Source organism: Streptomyces sp. NPDC051183, assembly GCF_040682455.1.
Classification (GTDB): domain Bacteria; phylum Actinomycetota; class Actinomycetes; order Streptomycetales; family Streptomycetaceae; genus Streptomyces.
This window is the reverse complement of record NZ_JBFBBA010000019.1, coordinates 21469-34078: the sequence shown is the minus strand read 5'-3', so window position 1 is coordinate 34078 and position 12610 is coordinate 21469. Positions and strand designations below refer to the sequence as shown.

Genomic DNA, 12610 nt, shown 5'->3' with positions numbered 1-12610 from the left:
TCAGAGCCGGCCCCCCGCCGTGCTCCGGCCCGGCCGCGCCAGCGGATCACGTTCCGCGACGTAGTCCTCCTGCGCCTGCCTCGCGATGGCCGCCATGCGCCGCCTGGCCTCGTCGTCCATCGCGGCGAAGCCCCCGTCGGCCGACAGGATCGCGAGGCCCAGGGCCTCGATCTGCCCCGCCAGGGACCTCGACAGGCCCCGTAACCGCTCCTGGACCGCGTGGTACGCCGTGAACAGCGCGTCCGCCTCCGCGAAGCCCTGACCCAGCGTGCCCGACGGCAGGGCCGCCCGGGCCAGTCGCCGGTCGTCGGCCGGGGATCCGTCGAGCTTCAGCAGCAGGTCGTCGATCGTCGTCCTGTAGTCCTTGAGGGACTCGAACTCGATCTCCAGCGCCCGCAGGCGCACCCCGTCCACTGCCACCATCGACGGCCTCCCCCGCTCGCAGCGCTGATCACTCTAGCGAACGGGACCGACACGTACGGTTACGAGCCGGGTACCGCGACCGCCGCCGACGGCCGGATCGGGAGCCTGTTGACCGGACGCCCCGTGGCCGCCCGGACCGCCGAGGCGATGGCCGCCGGGGAGGTGACCACGGGGACGGCGCTCGCCGCCTTGGCGCCGAACGGCGCCACCACGTCGCGCTCCTCCACCAGCTTGACGATGCGCACCGCCGGGGCGTCCAGCGACGTCGGCAGGGCGTAGCCCGTCAGGTCGGGGTGGCGCACCAGCCCCGAAACCGTACGGAGGTTCTCCGTCAGGGCCGCGCCCACGCCCTGGACGACGCCGGCTTCGATACGGGCTTCCAGCTGGCGGGGGTTGAGCACGCGGCCGACGTCCTGCGCCACCGCCAGCTCGACCACGCGCACCGAGCCGAGCTCGATGTCCACGTCCACCACCGCGCGGATCGCGCAGAAGGCCAGGCCCACGAAGGCGTCGCCCTGGCCGTCCCCGTCCAGCGGCTCGGTCGGGTGGGGGCGGCACTGGGCCGTCGCCCAGAGTTCCTTGCCCTCCATGGCCTCGGCCACCGTCGTGGAGAAGGCCCCGTCGTACGAGGTGATGCGGCCGTCCGCGATCTGCAGGAGTTCCGTGGACATGCCCAGCTTGTGCGCCATCGGCTGGAGGAGCTGCGTACGGACCATCTTCGCGGCCCGCTCCACCGCGCCGCCCGAGACCCACGTGTGCCGGCCGTGCGCCGCCGGGCCCGCCGGGGGCTGGTCGGTGTCGACCGGGGCCATGACCACCTCGTCGACGCCCAGGGTCTCCTGGACGATCTGGCGGGCCAGCGTGGAGAAGCCCTGGCCGGTGTCGACGGCCGCGCAGATGACCGTCGCCGCCCCGCCCACGACCTTGACCGTCGCCGTCGAGACCTCGTCGGTGCCCTCCGCGCCGAGCATGTGGACCATGCCCACGCCGTAGCCGACCCCGCGCCGCACCGCGCCCGGCTCGCCCGCGCCCTCCAGGCCGCCGGGGAGCAGCCACTCCTCCTCCGGGGTGTCCTTCGGGAGCGAGGGGAGCTCGAAGTCGCGTACCGCGCGCAGGAGTTCGGCGACCGGTGCGGGGCAGGTCACCGTCTGGCCCGTGGGCAGCAGGTCGCCCGTGGCCAGGACGTTGCGCATGCGCAGTTCGGCGCCGTCGATGCCGAGGGCGACCGCGAGCTTGTCCATCTGGCCCTCGTACGCGGCGCAGACCTGCATGGCGCCCTCGCCGCGGACGTGGCCCGACGGCGGGTTGTTCGTACGCACCGCCCAGCCCTCGACGAAGGCGTGCGGGACGACGTACGGGCCGCACGCGAACGCCACCGCCGCAGCCAGCGACTCCGAGGACGCGTCGGCGTACGCGCCGGCGTCCATCAGGATCTGCGCCTCGACCTTGACCAGCCGGCCCTCGCCGTCCGCGTGGTGGCGGTAGCGCAGCAGCGTCGGGTGGCGGTGGGTGTGGCCGAGGAAGGACTCCTCGCGGGTGGCGGCGAGCTTCACCGGGCAGCCGGTACGCAGCGCCAGCAGCCCGAGCGGCAGCTGGAACGCCGCGTCCTCGCGGTCTGCCGTCGCACCCGGCACGCCGGTCACGACGACCCGTACCCGGTCGGGCTCCAGACCGAAGCACGCCGCGGCCAGGTCGCGGTCGTTGTGCGGGTCGGTGGAGGCGGTGTAGATCTCCACTCCGCCGTCGGGCCGCGGGACGGCCAGCCCGGCCTCCGCGCCGATGGGCGCGGGGTCCTGGCGGCCGATGCGGTAGAGGCCCTCGACGACGACCTCGCCGGTGGCCTCGGGGTCGCCGTAGCGCAGCGGGATGTGCCGGATCAGGTTGCCGTCGGGGTGCAGGGCGGGCGCCCCGAACGACTGCTCGGGGTCGGTCACCGCGTCCAGCAGCTCGTACTCGACCGCGATGGCGGCGGCCGCGAGCCGCGCCGTGTCGGGGTGGTCGGCGGCGACGGCGGCGATGGGCTCGCCGTGGTGGCGGACCACGTCGTGCGCGAACACCGGCCGGTCGGCGATGCGGCGGCCGTGCGTGGCGGCGCCGGGGACGTCGGCATGGGTGACGACGGCGCGCACGCCGGGCATCTCGGCGGCGGCCGAGGTGTCGATGGACAGGATCCGGGCGTGGGCGTGCGGGGAGCGCAGCACGGCGGCCCACAGGAGGCCTTCGGCCCACAGGTCGGCGGCGTAGGGGAAGGTGCCCTCGGACTTGGCGCGGGTGTCCGCGGCCGGGACGGAGACCCCGATCCCGCGCAGCACCTCCTGCTCCGAGGCCTGTGCCGCGGCTGCCGCGGCCGCCGGAGTGGCGACCACCGTGGTGGATCCCCCTGCCGCGGCCGTCGTCGCCGTCGCGTCCTGCCCGCTCACGCCGTGCCTCCGTTGTGGCTGCCGTGGATGCCGCCCTCACCGGGCGGGGCCTGATGCGGAATGCGCGGTTCGGTCGCTGCCGGCGCGGTCGCGTTCTCGGCGGCGGCAGCGGCGGCCGCGGCGGCCGCCTCGCGCCCGGCCACGACCTCCTGCACCGCGTCGATGACGCCCTTGTAGCCGGAGCAGCGGCAGAGGTTCCCGCACAGGGCCTGCCGGGTCTCCAGCTCGGTGGGGGCGTGGTTGCCCTCCAGCAGGTCATGGATGGTCATGGCCATGCCGGGCACGCAGAACCCGCACTGCACCGCACCCGACCCGCACAACGCCTGCTGCACGTCCGACAGTTCCCCGTCGGTGGCCAGCCCCTCGACCGTGCGCACCTCGCTGCCCGCGGCCGTCGCCGCCGGCACCAGGCAGGAGGCGACCAGCCGGCCGTCGACCTGCACGGCGCAGGCGCCGCATTCGCCCTGCGAGCAGCCGTCCTTGGCGCCGGCGAGGCCGAGGCGCTCGCGCAGCACGTAGAGGAGGGACTCGCCGATCCAGGCGCCGGTGACGGGGCGGTCGGCGCCGTTGACGCGCAGCACGTAGGAGGCCAGCGGGTGCTCGTGATGGGCGACGGCCGCGGCTTCCGGTTCTTCTTCGTACGTCGGCCCGGCGCCGGGGACCCCTTCGCCGGCGTCCCCCTCGCCCGCCGAGACAGCACGGTCGGCGGCGTCCTCACCCGGAGCGGGCTCGGCCTCGGCTCCGACCCCGGCCACCACCGCGACCTCGGCGTCGGCCACCACCGCGGCGTCGACCTCGACCTCGACCTCGACCTGGGACTCGACCCCGGCCACAACCTCGGCCTCGGCTTCGGCCACGGCCTCCACCGGCGGCACCACGAAGCCGTGCCCGTCGGTCGCCCCGGGCCCCGGCGCCGTCTCCGGGCCGGGCACCGCCTCGGGCCCGGCCTCCGTCCCCGGGTGCGGGCGCTCGCCCGTCGCCAGGGGCTCGGCGGGACCGTGGACGGCCTCGATGTCGTGCGGGGCCGGGCGCACCGGCTCCCCCTCCGGCTCCGGTCCGGGCAGCGGGGTGCCCACGCCGGGCCCGCCCAGCACGCGCGGCCCGCGGAACGGGGCGCCGGCCGCGGGAGCCCCGGGCAGCACGCCCGAGCTCAGCTCCGGGCCCTGGCCCGCCTCGAAGTCGGGGTGGCTCGCCCACGGGGCCGCCGCCCCGCCGGGCAGCGTCGCCGGGGCCTGGCTCCAGTCGGCCGCCAGGGCGCCGGTGCGGAACTCGCCCGTACGGAACTCGCCCGTACCGAACTCGCCCGTACCGAACTCATCCGTGCGGAACTCGCCCGTCTGGAACTCGCCGGTGTGGAACTCCCCCGTCTGGAACTCGCCCGTGTGGAACTCGCCCGACGCGGCCTCGGGGAACCGCCACTCGGCGGTCGCCCCCGGGTCGACGTCCAGCGGGAGATCGGACCCGCCACCCGAACCCGGTACGGCGCCCGAACCCGGCTCCGGCTCGCCGCCCACCGGGGCGTGCTCCACCGGCGCCACCTGCTCGGCGAACGCCGCCGCCACCGACGCGGGGATCGGCACCGACGCGGGGATCGGCCCGCGCACGGGAGCCGGCCCGGGCGCGGCCGCGGGCGCCGGGTCCGCGGGCGCGGCGGCCCCGGCCTCCGGCCACTGCACCGGAATCGTCCACGTCCCGGTCGCCGCCGGATCCGTGCTCGCGGAACCCAGCGGCACGATCATCGGCGGCGGCACGTACCCGTGCCCGGGGGCCGCCAGCGGCTCCCCGGTGTCGAGCGCGTCCAGCATGTCCTGCGGCAGCTTCACGAAGGCCGTCGCGTCGGAGTCGTACTCGCCGCCGTGCGGCACCGGCTCCCAGCCCCACGCGGGACCGCTGCCACCACTCACGTTCTCGATCTCGTTCTCACTCATGAGGTCAGCGCCCTCCCCAGGGCCCTCCGTGCCAGCACGGCCACCGTCCGCCGCAGATGCAGTACGCCGGGAGCCACCGGTTCCCCCTGGTCGGGCACGCACGCGGCCGCGACGTACTCGCCGAAGGCCTCCAGCGCCTCCGGGGCCAGGCTCCGCTCCCCGTCCCAGTCGATCAACGACGCCACCCACTGCTCCGCTTCGAGCGGCCGCAGCGGCATCGGCGCGACCGCGCCGATCGCACAGCGCACACCCCGGCGCGCGGGATCCAGTACGAGCCCCACGGACGCCACCGCGCGCCCCGGACCCGTACGCCCCGTGGCCTTCAGGAAGACCTGCGGCGCGTGCAGCAGCGGAACCCGCACGAAGCCGATCAGCTCGCCCGGCCGCAGCATCTCGCGGCCGGCCAGCAGGTGCGACACCGGGATCTCGCGGCTCGAACCGCCGGGTCCGACGATGAGGAGCACGGCCTCCAGCGCGGCCAGCACGGGCAGCGCGTCGCCCGTCGGCGCGGCCGTGGCGATGTTCCCGCCGAGCGTCCCGGCGTTGCGGATCTGCGGCGGCCCGGCGGCGCGCGCGGCGGCCGCCAGGGCCGGGATCAGGGCGGCGAAGTCGGGCCGCCCCATCCGGGCGTGGGTGAGGCCCGCGCCGAGCAGTGCGTGCCCGTCCTGGTACTGCCAGCCGCGGATCTCGTTGATCCGGCCCAGGCCCACCAGCGCGGCGGGCCGCAGCAGCCCGGCGTTGACGGCGGCCATGAGGTCGGTGCCGCCCGCCACGGGCACGGCGGCGGGCATGGCGGCGAGCGCCGCCACGGCCTCGTCGAGCGAGGCCGGCAGCATCACGGACTGCGCCGCCTGCGGTGCGTGCGTGGTCAACCCAGCTGCCCCTTCCCGATGTCCCGGTCCCGGCGCTCACGCCTGTCCGCCGTACGGTACGTCCTCACCGCCGGGACGTGGCAACTCTGGCACATCTTCCACGGCACCCGGCGCGAGGGTCGGCCGGGGGTTCCCCACTCGCGCTCGGGCTCGGTTCCGGCTGCCGTCCCGGGCCCTCGCGCCGCCTTCGCCGGACCCCTCCCCTATCGCCCGTTTTCCCCCGTACAGGAGGAAAAGTGAACAGAGTTCCGGTTCCTGTCGCCCCGCACGTGTCACACGTTCGGGGGCGCACCCTCGATCGGGCGCCCGAGCACCCCGGGCCGCCGCTGCCACGGCAACGGCCCGCCCGGCGTCCGGTAGTCGACCCCGAGCGCGTCCAGGCGCCGGTAGTGCGCCCCCATCCTCGCCTCGAAGTCCGCGTAGTCGCGCTCCGCGGGCTCGGGCAGCCGTGACCACACGACCTCCGCGAAGGCCGCCAGCCGCGGGAACACCTGGTAGTCGACCCGGCTCTGGTTCTCCATCACTTCGGTCCACACGTTGACCTGCGCCCCCAGCACGTGGGCCGCGGCCTGCGGCGACAGCTTCGGCGGCACCGGCTCGAACCGGTACACGTCCTCCAGCGAGAGCACGTACCCGATCGGCATCGGCTCGTCCGCACCGGCCGCCTGACGGTGGTCCAGGTACACCTGCTGCTCGGGGCACATGACCACGTCGTGGCTGGCCTCGGCGGCGGCGATCCCGCCCGCGTAGCCGCGCCACGAGGAGACGGCGGCCCCCTCGGCCAGGCCGCCCTCCAGGATCTCGTCCCACCCGATGAGCCTGCGCCCGCGCCCGGACAGCCAGTTGTCGAAGTGCCGGATGAACCAGGACTGCAGTCCGTCCTCGCCGTCCACCCCCAGCTCGCCGATGCGCTCCTGGGCGACCGCCGACGCCTTCCACTGCGCCTTGGGGCACTCGTCGCCGCCGATGTGCACGAAGGGCGAGACCTCGGCCGGGAACAGCTCCAGCAGTTCCTCGAAGACCCCCTCGTAGAACCGCAGGACGGCCTCCGTGGGCGCGAGCACGTTCTCGTTGATCCCCCAGTCCTCCCACACCCCGAGCGCGGCCGTGTCGACGACGTCCGTGTTGCCCAGCTCCGGGTACGCGGCGATGGCGGCCTGCGAGTGCCCCGGCACGTCGATCTCGGGGACCACCCGGACGTGCCGTTCGGCGGCGTACGCGACGATCTCGCGGATGTCGTCCTGGGTGTAGAAGCCGCCGTGCGGGGTCTCGTTCCAGAGCGGCGAGGCCCGGTGCCCCCAGCGGCTGCGCGCCCGCCAGGCGCCGACCTCGGTGAGCCTCGGATAGCGCTTGATCTCGACCCGCCATCCCTGATCGTCCGTCAGGTGCAGGTGCAGCACGTTCAGCTTGTGCGCGGCGAGCAGGTCGATGTACCGCAGCACGCCGTCCTTGGGCGTGAAGTGCCGGGCCACGTCGAGCATCATCCCGCGCCAGCCGAAGCGGGGGCCGTCCAGGAGGTCCCCCACCGGCAGCGTCCAGGCGCGGCCCGGGGCCAGCGGCGCGCGCCGGTACGCCTCGGGGCCGAGGAGCTGACGCAGCGTCTGGGCGGCGTAGAAGAGCCCGGCGGGGTCGGCGCCTTCGAGCAGTACGCCGCCGTCCGTGACGTGTACCTCGTACGACTCCGCACCGACGCTCCGTACGAGGTCGGGGCGCAGCGCGAGGCGGATCACCCCGCGCCCCCCGTCCTCCTGCCCCCGGGCCTGCGCGGGCAGCTCCCAGCCGGTGGCCGCGCCGAGCTCCCGGCGCAGCCAGCGCGCGGTGCCCCCGGCGCCGGGGGCGGCGGCGAGCACCGGGTCCTCCAGCGTGCAGACGCCGGCGTCGTGGCCGAACCGCGCGTACCGCGGCTCCGGAATCAACTCGGGCATGGCCTCGACCCCTCCAGGTCCCGGCCGTTGCAGCATGCGCAACGGGCGTTTCACATGGCGCTTACGCCGCCGACCCTAGCCCGCCGCCCGGGCACGGCAAAGGCCCCCGGACGCGCACAGCGCGTCCGAGGGCCTTGGTCCCGACCGAGGGGGGCCGGACTACTTGTCCTTGCCGCCCTTGTCCTTGTCCCCGCCCGAGCCCATGGACTCGTAGATCTCCTTGCACATGGGGCAGACCGGGTACTTCTTCGGGTCGCGGCCCGGCACCCAGACCTTGCCGCAGAGCGCGACGACGGGGGTTCCCCCGAGCGCGCTCTCCATGATCTTGTCCTTCTGGACGTAGTGGGCGAAGCGCTCGTGGTCGCCGTCGCCGTGGGACACCTGCGGCGTCGGCTCTACGAGGGTCCCCGTACCAGTCCCGCGCTCGGGCTCAAGAGTGCTCATACAGGCCAGGGTACCGATCCCCGGGCGGGTCAGTTCAGCGACGGGTCGTCCGGATAGGTGGCCACCATCGCCAGCTCGCTGCGCTGGCGCCGGAGCACCGCGCGCCACAGCCGCTGCGGGTCGGGGTACGACACGTCGCCGGGCTCGGAGTCCACGACGTACCAGGCTCCTTCGCCGAGCTCGTCCTCCAGCTGCCCCGGGCCCCAGCCGGAGTAGCCCGCGAAGATGCGCAGGCCGCCCAGCGCCGCCGCCAGCAGTTCCGGCGGGGCCTCCAGGTCGACCAGGCCGATCGCCCCGTGCACCCGGCGCCACCCGAGTGGCCCCTCCTCGCCCGGGATGACCGCCACGCCGAGCGCCGAGTCCAGTGCCACCGGGCCGCCCTGGAACACCACCCCCGGGTCACCGGCCAGCGGGGCCCACGGCAGCAGGATGTCGCCGACGCCCACGGGCGTGGGCCGGTTGAGGACGACGCCGAGCGAGCCCTGCTCGTCGTGGTCGAGCAGCAGCACCACCGCGCGGTCGAAGTTCGGGTCCGCGAGGGCGGGGGTGGCCACGAGCAGCCGCCCTGTGAGGGAGGACACCTCGGTCATGGCGACATGATCTCGCACATTCGCCCTTCAGGGGGAGTGGGCGGAGATATCGGGTTGTGTGCAGCTCAGGGGCGCACGGCAGCAGTACGGAGCGCGCGCGGCCGGTTGTTGCGGCCCTGCGCGGAACGCGACACTCCGCCATGGGGCGGGCACCGAGGGTGTTGTGGCGAATTCATGACAGTCCTACGGCCACGTCAGCCATACGAACAGGGGGGTGGTGCCCCTTACCCTTTTCACTGGTCCCCCTGCCCACCCCTCTCCGGAACGCGAGATTCATGACCGGCATCAGCGACGATGTACTGCTTGTTCACGGCGGAACCCCGCTCGAGGGCGAGATCCGTGTCCGCGGCGCGAAGAACCTCGTACCGAAGGCGATGGTCGCGGCCCTGCTCGGCAGCGAGCCCAGCCGGCTGCGCAACGTCCCCGACATCCGTGACGTCCGGGTCGTGCGCGGGCTGCTCCAGCTGCACGGGGTGACGGTCCGCCCGGGCGACGAGCCGGGCGAGCTGGTCCTCGACCCCTCGCACGTCGAGAGCGCGAACGTCGCCGACATCGACGCCCACGCGGGCTCCTCGCGGATCCCGATCCTCTTCTGCGGCCCGCTGCTGCACCGCCTCGGCCACGCCTTCATCCCGGGCCTGGGCGGCTGCGACATCGGCGGCCGGCCGATCGACTTCCACTTCGAGGTGCTGCGCCAGTTCGGCGCGACCATCGAGAAGCGCGAGGGCGGCCAGTACCTGGAGGCCCCGCAGCGCCTGCGCGGCTGCAAGATCCGCCTGCCCTACCCGTCCGTCGGCTCGACCGAGCAGGTGCTGCTGACGGCCGTCCTGGCCGAGGGCGTCACCGAGCTCAGCAACGCCGCCGTCGAGCCGGAGATCGAGGACCTCATCTGCGTACTGCAGAAGATGGGCGCCATCATCTCCATGGACACCGACCGGACCATCCGGATCACGGGTGTCGACCGGCTGGGCGGCTACAACCACAAGGCGCTCCCGGACCGCCTGGAGGCCGCCTCCTGGGCTTCCGCGGCCCTGGCCACCGGCGGCAACATCTACGTGCGCGGCGCCCAGCAGCGCTCGATGATGACCTTCCTGAACACCTTCCGCCGGGTCGGCGGGGCGTTCGAGATCGACGACAACGGCATCCGCTTCTGGCACCCGGGCGGCCCGCTCAACGCCATCGCGCTGGAGACCGACGTCCACCCCGGCTTCCAGACCGACTGGCAGCAGCCGCTGGTCGTGGCGCTGACCCAGGCCACGGGCCTGTCGATCGTCCACGAGACGGTCTACGAGTCCCGCCTGGGCTTCACCTCTGCACTCAACCAGATGGGTGCACACATCCAGCTCTACCGGGAGTGCCTGGGCGGCAGCGCCTGCCGCTTCGGGCAGCGCAACTTCCTGCACTCGGCGGTCGTCTCCGGCCCCACCAAGCTGCAGGGCGCCGACCTGGTCATCCCCGACCTGCGCGGCGGCTTCTCGTACCTGATCGCGGCGCTGGCCGCCGAGGGCACCTCGCGCGTCCACGGCATCGACCTGATCAACCGCGGCTACGAGAACTTCATGGAGAAGCTCGTGGAGCTCGGCGCCAAGGTCGAGCTGCCGAACGGCGACCTCGTCTGACATCCCCGTCCGGGCCCGTGAGGGGCCCGGACAGGCCGAAGGGCGGCCACCCCACGGGGTGGCCGCCCTTCGCCGTACTGCGTACTCCTCTGCCGTCCCGGGGGCCCCTGAGGCCCCCGGCACAAGGGCGGGACTACTTGCCCTTGGCGGCTTCCTTGAGCTTGGAGCCCGCGGAGACCTTCACGCTGTAGCCGGCCGGGATCTGGATGGGGTCGCCGGTCTGCGGGTTGCGCGCGGTGCGAGCGGCACGGTGGGTGCGCTCGAAGGTCAGGAAGCCGGGGATGGTGACCTTCTCGTCGCCCTTGGCGACAATCTCGCCGACGGTCTCGGCGAGCGCGGCCAGAACGGCGTCGGCGTCCTTGCGGGTCACCTCGGCGCGCTCGGACAGAGCGGCCACCAGCTCACTGCGGTTCATGTTGTACTCCCGTGTTCAACTTGCCTTAGAGGCGTGAGATCGAAGCCGATGCTGCCAGGGCCCTCGGACAGTCCCCGGACCCGGGTCTGAACGTCAGACCCTCTCGCCCGGTTACGCATCCTGCCCCCACCACCGGCGGGAAAGCCAATCCGGCACCCGCCAGGGTCACACGAAAAGCGCCACAGTCACGCCGCGGTGACGCTCCGTCCGCACCGGACGGCATCCGGATGGAGGCCGAGGACGCGGACCGCGGGCCACGCGGGCATCTCCGCAACCCTAGAGGGGGCCCACCGGGCCCGCATCCCGCGACGCGCCGGGGATCAGGCGGAGGTGCCGCCCGTCGCGGCGGCCGAGGCGGCCCTGCGGACGGCTCCGGCGACCGCGCCGGCGACCTTGTCGTTGAAGACGGACGGGATGATGTAGTTCGCGTTCAGCTCGTCCTCGCCGACCACGTCGGCCAGCGCGCTCGCGGCGGCCAGCATCATGCCGGTGTTCACCGTGCGGGACTGGGCGTCCAGCAGGCCGCGGAAGACGCCCGGGAAGACCAGCACGTTGTTGATCTGGTTCGGGAAGTCCGAGCGGCCGGTGGCCACGACGGCGGCGGTCTGGCGGGCGACGGCCGGGTCCACCTCGGGGTCCGGGTTCGCGAGCGCGAACACAATGGCGCCCTCCGCCATCGCGGCGACGTCCTCGCCGGAGAGCACGTTCGGGGCCGAGACGCCGATGAAGACGTCGGCGCCGACCACGGCCTCCTTCAGGGTGCCGGTGTAGCCCTCGGGGTTGGTGTTGTCGGCGATCCAGCGCAGCGGGGAGTCGGCGTCCGCGTCGACCAGGTCGGGGCGGTCCGCGTGCACGACGCCGTGGATGTCGGCGCTGACCGCGTTCTTGACGCCGGCGGCGAGGAGCAGCTTGAGGATCGCGGTACCGGCGGCGCCGGCGCCCGACATGACGACCTTGACGTCGCCAACTGCCTTGCCCACCACGCGCAGTGCGTTGGTGAGGGCGGCGAGGACCACGATCGCGGTGCCGTGCTGGTCGTCGTGGAAGACGGGGATGTCGAGGGCCTCGCGCAGCCGGGCCTCGATCTCGAAGCAGCGCGGCGCGGAGATGTCCTCCAGGTTGATGCCGGCGAAGCCCGGGGCGATGGCCTTGACGATGGCGACGATCTCGTCGGAGTCCTGGGTGTCGAGGCAGATCGGCCAGGCGTCGATGCCGGCGAAGCGCTTGAAGAGGGCCGCCTTGCCCTCCATGACGGGCAGCGCGGCCATCGGGCCGATGTTGCCGAGGCCCAGCACCGCCGACCCGTCCGTCACGACTGCGACGGAATTGCGCTTGATGGTCAGACGGCGTGCGTCCTCGGGGTTCTCGGCGATCGCCATGCACACGCGGGCCACGCCCGGGGTGTAGATCATCGAGAGGTCGTCGCGGTTGCGGATGGGGTGCTTGGACGCCATCTCGATCTTGCCGCCGAGGTGCATCAGGAAGGTGCGGTCGGAGACCTTGCCGAGGCTGACGCCCTCGATCCCCCGCAGCTTCTCGACGATCTCGTCGGCGTGCGCCGTGGAGGTCGCGGCGATGGTGACGTCGATACGGAGCTTCTCGTGGCCGGAGGCCGTCACATCGAGGCCGGTGACCGAGCCACCGGACGACTCCACGGCGGTGGTGAGCTGGGAGACCGCGGTTCCGCTCGCGGGCACTTCCAGGCGGACCGTCATCGAGTACGAGACGCTGGGCGCCGTTGCCATGGCCGTGTTCCTCTTCTGTCCCTGGTTTTTCTGTACATACAGGGACCTGTCACACGGCAGGTGTGGCAGGACCTGTTGTCCGATCGTCCCACCTACCAGCCAGTACAAGGTAACCAGCTACAAATTTCGGAAAGACTCTTCCACCATACGAGATTTCCAGGTGTCTCGGAACCCTTTCCGGACACGCAAAACAGGTCTGCCCCCTCCGCTTCCGCAGAGGGGGCAGACC

General features: G+C 73.4%; 10 protein-coding genes. 1 reads left to right on the top strand and 9 read right to left on the bottom strand.

Annotated elements, in window-relative coordinates; all coding sequences use genetic code 11:
* The 7 genes from AB0M99_RS18420 to AB0M99_RS18390 all read right to left on the bottom strand — a co-directional run bounded on the left by AB0M99_RS18420 (position 1) and on the right by AB0M99_RS18390 (position 8602).
* Positions 1–423, bottom strand: a complete 423-nt coding sequence (locus AB0M99_RS18420; protein ID WP_365921572.1) for a hypothetical protein — start codon at positions 421–423, stop codon at positions 1–3.
* Between the two features lie 59 nt (positions 424–482).
* On the bottom strand, positions 483–2735 hold the full coding sequence (locus AB0M99_RS18415) for a xanthine dehydrogenase family protein molybdopterin-binding subunit (RefSeq protein WP_365921778.1): 2253 nt from the start codon (positions 2733–2735) through the stop codon (positions 483–485).
* Between the two features lie 104 nt (positions 2736–2839).
* Complete coding sequence (locus tag AB0M99_RS18410; RefSeq protein WP_365921570.1) at positions 2840–4771, bottom strand: 2Fe-2S iron-sulfur cluster-binding protein; 1932 nt, start codon at positions 4769–4771, stop codon at positions 2840–2842.
* Entirely contained in the window at positions 4768–5643 is an 876-nt protein-coding gene (locus AB0M99_RS18405) for an FAD binding domain-containing protein (RefSeq protein WP_365921568.1), read from the bottom strand. Before AB0M99_RS18405 ends, AB0M99_RS18410 begins: the two co-directional genes overlap by 4 nt.
* A 272-nt stretch (positions 5644–5915) precedes the next feature.
* Complete coding sequence (locus AB0M99_RS18400) at positions 5916–7568, bottom strand: beta-N-acetylhexosaminidase (protein WP_365921566.1); 1653 nt, start codon at positions 7566–7568, stop codon at positions 5916–5918.
* Positions 7569–7727: 159 nt separating this feature from the next.
* Positions 7728–8012, bottom strand: coding sequence for a DUF3039 domain-containing protein (locus AB0M99_RS18395; protein WP_280915257.1), 285 nt, complete (start codon positions 8010–8012; stop codon positions 7728–7730).
* 29 nt (positions 8013–8041) lie between these two features.
* Positions 8042–8602, bottom strand: a complete 561-nt coding sequence (locus AB0M99_RS18390; protein ID WP_365921563.1) for a YqgE/AlgH family protein — start codon at positions 8600–8602, stop codon at positions 8042–8044.
* 275 nt (positions 8603–8877) lie between these two features.
* Between AB0M99_RS18390 and murA the strand changes: the two genes are divergently transcribed.
* Positions 8878–10221: a UDP-N-acetylglucosamine 1-carboxyvinyltransferase gene (gene murA, locus AB0M99_RS18385; protein WP_365921561.1), complete on the top strand. Its 1344-nt coding sequence runs from the start codon at positions 8878–8880 to the stop codon at positions 10219–10221.
* A gap of 133 nt (positions 10222–10354) precedes the next feature.
* Here murA and AB0M99_RS18380 read toward each other — a convergent pair whose 3' ends face one another.
* Positions 10355–10636, bottom strand: a complete 282-nt coding sequence (locus tag AB0M99_RS18380; protein WP_007264399.1) for an HU family DNA-binding protein — start codon at positions 10634–10636, stop codon at positions 10355–10357.
* A 320-nt stretch (positions 10637–10956) separates the two neighbouring features.
* Complete coding sequence (locus AB0M99_RS18375; protein ID WP_365921559.1) at positions 10957–12381, bottom strand: NAD-dependent malic enzyme; 1425 nt, start codon at positions 12379–12381, stop codon at positions 10957–10959.
* Between the last annotated feature and the right edge of the window lie 229 nt (positions 12382–12610).

What these genes read in the sequence shown, in the direction of transcription:
- AB0M99_RS18420 (WP_365921572.1), bottom strand. Translation starts at nt 423, where the DNA reads ATGGTGGCAGTGGACGGGGTGCGCCTGCGGGCGCTGGAGATCGAGTTC.
- AB0M99_RS18375 (WP_365921559.1), bottom strand. Translation starts at nt 12,381, where the DNA reads ATGGCAACGGCGCCCAGCGTCTCGTACTCGATGACGGTCCGCCTGGAA.
- AB0M99_RS18400 (WP_365921566.1), bottom strand. Translation starts at nt 7,568, where the DNA reads ATGCCCGAGTTGATTCCGGAGCCGCGGTACGCGCGGTTCGGCCACGAC.
- murA (WP_365921561.1), top strand. Translation starts at nt 8,878, where the DNA reads ATGACCGGCATCAGCGACGATGTACTGCTTGTTCACGGCGGAACCCCG.
- AB0M99_RS18380 (WP_007264399.1), bottom strand. Translation starts at nt 10,636, where the DNA reads ATGAACCGCAGTGAGCTGGTGGCCGCTCTGTCCGAGCGCGCCGAGGTG.
- AB0M99_RS18390 (WP_365921563.1), bottom strand. Translation starts at nt 8,602, where the DNA reads ATGACCGAGGTGTCCTCCCTCACAGGGCGGCTGCTCGTGGCCACCCCC.
- AB0M99_RS18395 (WP_280915257.1), bottom strand. Translation starts at nt 8,012, where the DNA reads ATGAGCACTCTTGAGCCCGAGCGCGGGACTGGTACGGGGACCCTCGTA.
- AB0M99_RS18410 (WP_365921570.1), bottom strand. Translation starts at nt 4,771, where the DNA reads ATGAGTGAGAACGAGATCGAGAACGTGAGTGGTGGCAGCGGTCCCGCG.